Here is a 5,123-nt window from a genome sequence, read left to right as displayed (position 1 = left end):
CGGCGGGTAAGACGGGCCCGCAGCGGCCGGCCGAGGGTCCGGCCGGCGGGGTCCTCAGAGGCAGCTCCAGCAGTACAGCCGCTCGCCGGCGTCGCGGGCGCGCCGCGCTAGCTGGACCAGCCGCTCCAGGAACGCCTGGAGCGCGGCCTCGTCGACCGCTCCGTAGGGCGGCTGGAACTCCTCGATCCGCGCCCATCGGGCGGCCAGGTCCGGGAGGCGGGCGTTGTCGACGTCGGCGAGGGCGTCGCGGACGGCCGGATCGAGCTCCTCGATCCAGGGCCCGGTCACCCAGGGGGAATCCGCGGGGAGGTCCTCCCAGTGCTCGGGGCACGCGCCGGCCGGCCAGACCGGCGTTGCGTCGAGGAGCCGGGAGCGCCCCTCCGCACCCCGGGCGATGGCCACGAGTCTGGCCAGGACGACGTGGGGATCGACGCCCCTGCCGTCCAGCGCGTCCCAGGGCGAACCCCGCCCGGCGGGGCCTCCCGGCTGGTCCATGACCCGGACCGCGGCCGGTGCGTCCACCGCCCGGAAGTAGTCGTGCGAGACGCCCACGCTGGCCCCCTTCCGCCGTCACCGGCCACGAGCGCGGCCCGACCGCGGCCGGGGCGACTGCACGGGAGTAGACCAGCCGGGTCGGACAGTCCACCCCAAGCGGGCGGCCGGGTGTGTCCGGGCGCTCCCAGGGCGGTCCGGAGCCGGCGGGGCCGCGTCCCCAAGCGGGCGGCCGGGTGTGTCCGGGCGCTCCCGGCCCAGCCCCGGCCGCGGGCCGGAGCCAGGTCGGCGGCCGACCGGGTCCACGGAGCGTGGCGCCGCCGGCCCGGCGCCGACACGCTCCGTGGACCCGGCCTCGTAAGTTCTTGCAATTCTTGCTGATCTTGCAAAAGGGGCGGTTCGGGTTGCCGCTGGCCAGGGCGGGGGCTCGGATCGAGCGTTCGCGGGGGAGTTGGTCGCCTCCGCGGCGTCCTCGCACGTCGAGGCCAGTAATGCGACGGTGGGTCACGGAGTGGAAACGCGGCATTCACAATCCAGCGCGCCTTTGTTACCTTCGTCACTTGAAAGTTCTTGCAAGGGCTTGCGTTCCCTGATCCCCCCGGCGCCTCTCCCGTCCGCGGCGAGACGCGCCTGCCGCAGAGGAGAGCGTGATGCAACTTCGACCATGGGCCCGGGCCGCGGTCGCGGCCGTGCTCGGTGCCGTGCTGGGGCTGACGCCCCTGAACCTCCGGGAGACCCCCGCTTACGCCGCCGAGGACTCCGCCCCCGCCGCCGCCGCGGCCGAGGCCAACGGCGACGTCATCGTGCACCTGTTCGAGTGGCCCTGGGACTCCGTCGCCGCCGAGTGCGAGACGTTCCTCGGCCCCAACGGCTACGGCGCCGTCCAGGTCAGCCCGCCCCAGGAGCACGTCGTACTGCGCGACCAGGGCTTCCCCTGGTGGCAGGACTACCAGCCGGTCTCCTACCAGATCGAGTCCCGCCGCGGCGACCGCGCGCAGTTCGCCGCCATGGTGGCGACCTGCCGCGACGCCGGAGTGAAGATCTACGTGGACGCCGTCCTCAACCACATGACCGGCAGCGGGTCGGTCAACAGCGGGCCGGGCAGCGCCGGCTCGACCTTCACCAAGTACGAGTACCCCGGTATCTACGGCGACCAGGACTTCCACGGCTGCCGCCGGGACATCGCCAACTGGAACGACGCCAACGAGATCCGCACCTGCGAACTCGTCGCGCTCTCCGACCTGCGGACCGGGTCCGACTACGTGCGCGGCCGGCTCGCCGCCTACCTCAACGACCTGGTCTCGCTCGGCGTCGCGGGCTTCCGCATCGACGCCGCCAAGCACATGGCGGTCGCCGACATCGCCGACATCCGCGGCCGGCTGGACGACGTCCCGCACTGGGGCGGTCGGCCCTACCTCTACCAGGAGGTCATCGAGGACTCCGCCATCAGCCCGACCGAGTACGTCGGACAGGGCGACGTCACCGACTTCCGCTACCACCGCCAGGTCAGCCAGGCGTTCCGCAACGGCTCGCTCGGCGGGCTGCGCGACCTGCCCGGCGCGATGGCGGTGCGTGGCGACCAGGCCGTGGTGTTCATCGACAACCACGACACCCAGCGCAGCGACCCGACCCTGACGTACAAGAACGGCGCCGCCTACGACGTCGCCGAGGCGTTCATGCTGGCCTACCCGTTCGGCACCCCCAAGGTCATGTCCAGCTTCGCCTTCAGCGACAACGACGCTGGGCCGCCGGCGGACGGCGACGGCATGACCTCGCCGGCCGACTGCTCCGCGTCCGCCTGGGTGTGCGAGCACCGGCACCAGCCCATCGCCGGGCTCGTGGGCTTCCGCAACGCGGTGGGGGAGGCCGGCGTGACCGACTGGTGGGACGGCGGGGCCGGCCAGATCGCCTTCGGACGCGGCGACCGCGGATACGCGGTGTTCAACCGCGGCTCCGCCATCGGCACCCGCACCTTCCAGACGTCGCTGCCCGCCGGAACGTACTGCGACGTCGCCAGCGGGCCAGCCACCGACACCGGCTGCGCGGGCGACAGCTACACGGTCGCCGCCGACGGCACCTTCCGCGCCGCGGTGCCCGCCGACTCGGTGCTGGCCCTGCACGTGGCGGCGCCCGGCGACGGCAGCGGCCCGCCGCCCACCGACCCGGACGGCTGCACGACCGTGGCCACGGCCTTCCACGCGCGGACGACGACGTGGTTCGGCCAGAACGTGTTCGTGGTCGGCAGCCTCCCCGAGCTCGGCGGCTGGGACCCGGCGCGGGCCGTGCCGCTGTCCTCGACCGACTACCCGGTGTGGAAGGCGAGCGTGGACCTGCCCGCCGACACGGCCTTCGAGTACAAGTACGTCAAGAAGAACCCCGACGGCACGGTGGAGTGGGAGTCCGATCCCGACCGCGCGGGCCGCACCGGTGATCCGGAGGGCTGCGAGCTGACCCTCACCGACACCTGGCGGTGACCCGCCCGGCCGTCCCGCGGCGGCCGCCCCTCACGACCTCGGGGGCGGCCGCCGTCCGCCGGATTCAGGCGGCGCCGTGGAAGCGGACGTGCAGCGCGCGTACCTGCTCCGCGAGTCCGGGCGCCGGGCCGTCCACCACGGCCCCGGGAACCACCTCCCGGATCGCGAGGGGCCGGACCGGCGGTCCCGGGACCCCGAGTTCGCCGAGCCACGCCGCCAGCTGCTCGGACGAGCTCGCGTACACGATCCGCCCCAGCCCGACCCAGCCGTGCGCGGCCGCGCACATCGGGCAGTGCTCGCCCGAGGTGTACACGGTCGCCGCCGCCCGCTCCCCGGGAGTCAGGTTCGCGGCGGCCCAGCGCGCGATCTCGAACTCCGGATGCCGGGTGCGGTCGCCCGAGGCCACGTGGTTGTGGTCCTCGAACAGCACGGAACCGTCCGCCCCCACGAGGACGGAACCGAAGGGTTCGTCGCCCACCTCCAGCGCGGTGGCCGCCAGTTCGACGCAGCGGCGCAGGTGCCGCAGGTCGGTGTCGCTGAGCATGATCGCCTCCCGGGACGTGACTGGAGCGGATCATAGGGCGATACCGGCCACTGGTACATCGCAGGACGACGTCGAGGACTTTGTCATCCAACTGCTTGACGGTTTGTCACCCGACTGCTTGACGAAGGCCTTTAGCCTGGAACTCCCGGCATTCCACCACCCAGCATCGACCGAGGTACTGACCATGCGCCTGCGCCGATTTGAATCCTTCCTGCATGAGCTGCTCACCAAGGAGGCGGCTCCGGCGGTCCAGTCGGTACGGACGTTCAGTGAGGCCGGCTACCGTAAGAGGCCTGCCGGCATCGTCCTCGGCTTCACGAACGGCGGGGAGGTGTACCTGCAGGTCGTCCGCACTTCGCCATCGGACGGCTCCGACCAGCGCGAGGAAGAGCCGATCGTGACGGGCGAGCCGCCCGCGGCCGTTCCGCCGGTCGAGTTGTCCGCTGCCGGGGCCGTGCGCACCGCCGATATCGAGCGATGGCTGGTGTCCGTGCTGGCCAACAGCGGACACAACGAGCTTGCGCGGGTGAACGGTTATTCGGCTACGAAGGATCTGGGCGACGGACAGCAGCCCTATGGAGTTCGGGTTTCGTGCCACTCCGAGGCGGCGATCTACCTTCTGTTCCTGCACACCCTGAGGTCTGGTCAGTCGGCGTCAGGGAACGACTTCCAGGTACTGGAGGCAGTGTGACCGTCCGAATTCGAAATATGGCTGTTGTTCACGCCTCGTGTCCGGACTGCGGCGCTTATGTGGGTGACGCCAAGACGACACCGCACCACCAGCCTGCCGGGAGCAGGCAGGTCTGCTCCGGCGTGGGGAAGCCAACGGTCTGAGGCCAGACATCGGCCGCCTGCTCGCTAAGACGACCAGGCGGCCGATGTGGTGTGCAAGCCGGGAGGTCGCTGCGGAACCGTTATGCCCGCATGTGGGCCCTTGGGACAGGTCGTCACTACGACGCGTAGTAATGTGCGGAGCATGGACATCGTCTACTCGGCACTCGTCTTCCTCCACCTGCTCGGGATGGCCGGCATCATCGCGGGCTGGCTGCTGCAGCTCATCGCGAAGCACTCCGCGGCGCCCAAGGCGATCCTGCACAGCTCGCTGCTCCAGCTGGCCACCGGCCTGCTCCTCGTGGGCGTTGCCGAGATGGGCGACGGCGACCTCAACCACGTCAAGATCGGGGTCAAGGTGGTGGTCGCGTTCGCGGTCGCGGTCGTGGGCCTGCTCAACCTCCGCAAGCCCGACCTCAAGCTCGCCAACGCCGCCGGGGCGCTCACCGTCCTCAACGTCGGCATCGCCGTCTTCTGGTAGGCCTCCCGCCCCGAACTCCCGCAGGTTCCGCACCTCCCCGCACCCCGTCCGCGCACATGGCCGGGCCGCCCGTCGGCGGCCCGGCCTTCGAGTCTCCGGGGCCCCGGCGCCGAGGCGCCGGTCAGCGCGGCAGCGGCGTCCCCAGCCCCCTCTGCAGGGCGACCCGGTAGACGCGGTGCGCGATCACGACGTCCTCGATCGCCAGTCCGAACGGGTTCACCACCAGGAGCTCGTCGTCGGACAGCCGCTCCGGGCAGCCGCCCGTGCACACGCTGGGCGAGCTGTTCACCGGCGGCTGCCC

Annotated in this window: 5 protein-coding genes and 1 pseudogene; 3 read left to right on the top strand and 3 right to left on the bottom strand. The window is 71.8% G+C overall.

Translation table 11 applies throughout. From position 1 onward, the window contains the following. Positions 1-54 precede the first annotated feature (54 nt). The gene (locus DEF28_RS25485; RefSeq protein ID WP_114400696.1) at positions 55-552 is read right to left on the bottom strand and encodes a hypothetical protein; all 498 of its coding nucleotides are present in this window, start codon (positions 550-552) and stop codon (positions 55-57) included. A gap of 590 nt (positions 553-1,142) precedes the next feature. Between DEF28_RS25485 and DEF28_RS25480 the strand changes: the two genes are divergently transcribed. Beyond that, positions 1,143-2,966: a carbohydrate-binding module family 20 domain-containing protein gene (locus DEF28_RS25480; protein ID WP_114400695.1), complete on the top strand. Its 1,824-nt coding sequence runs from the start codon at positions 1,143-1,145 to the stop codon at positions 2,964-2,966. Positions 2,967-3,030: 64 nt separating this feature from the next. Here DEF28_RS25480 and DEF28_RS25475 read toward each other — a convergent pair whose 3' ends face one another. After that, complete coding sequence (locus tag DEF28_RS25475) at positions 3,031-3,510, bottom strand: nucleoside deaminase (protein WP_181874451.1); 480 nt, start codon at positions 3,508-3,510, stop codon at positions 3,031-3,033. Between DEF28_RS25475 and DEF28_RS25470 the strand changes: the two genes are divergently transcribed. Next, complete coding sequence (locus tag DEF28_RS25470; protein ID WP_147280277.1) at positions 3,497-4,201, top strand: hypothetical protein; 705 nt, start codon at positions 3,497-3,499, stop codon at positions 4,199-4,201. The genes DEF28_RS25475 and DEF28_RS25470 overlap by 14 nt on opposite strands. 285 nt (positions 4,202-4,486) lie before the next feature. Next, positions 4,487-4,822, top strand: a complete 336-nt coding sequence (locus DEF28_RS25465; protein ID WP_114400692.1) for a hypothetical protein — start codon at positions 4,487-4,489, stop codon at positions 4,820-4,822. A 121-nt stretch (positions 4,823-4,943) separates the two neighbouring features. On the opposite strand, the pseudogene DEF28_RS25460 reads toward DEF28_RS25465, so the two are convergent. Next, positions 4,944-5,123: pseudogene (locus DEF28_RS25460) on the bottom strand (hypothetical protein); the annotation flags it as partial.

The sequence above is a fragment of the Marinitenerispora sediminis genome, assembly GCF_003336425.1.
GTDB lineage: Bacteria > Actinomycetota > Actinomycetes > Streptosporangiales > Streptosporangiaceae > Marinitenerispora > Marinitenerispora sediminis.
Note: the sequence above shows the minus strand (reverse complement) of the source record. Positions and strands in the feature narration are given on the sequence as shown.

What these genes read in the sequence shown, in the direction of transcription:
- DEF28_RS25480 (WP_114400695.1), top strand. Translation starts at nt 1,143, where the DNA reads ATGCAACTTCGACCATGGGCCCGGGCCGCGGTCGCGGCCGTGCTCGGT.
- DEF28_RS25475 (WP_181874451.1), bottom strand. Translation starts at nt 3,510, where the DNA reads ATGCTCAGCGACACCGACCTGCGGCACCTGCGCCGCTGCGTCGAACTG.
- DEF28_RS25465 (WP_114400692.1), top strand. Translation starts at nt 4,487, where the DNA reads ATGGACATCGTCTACTCGGCACTCGTCTTCCTCCACCTGCTCGGGATG.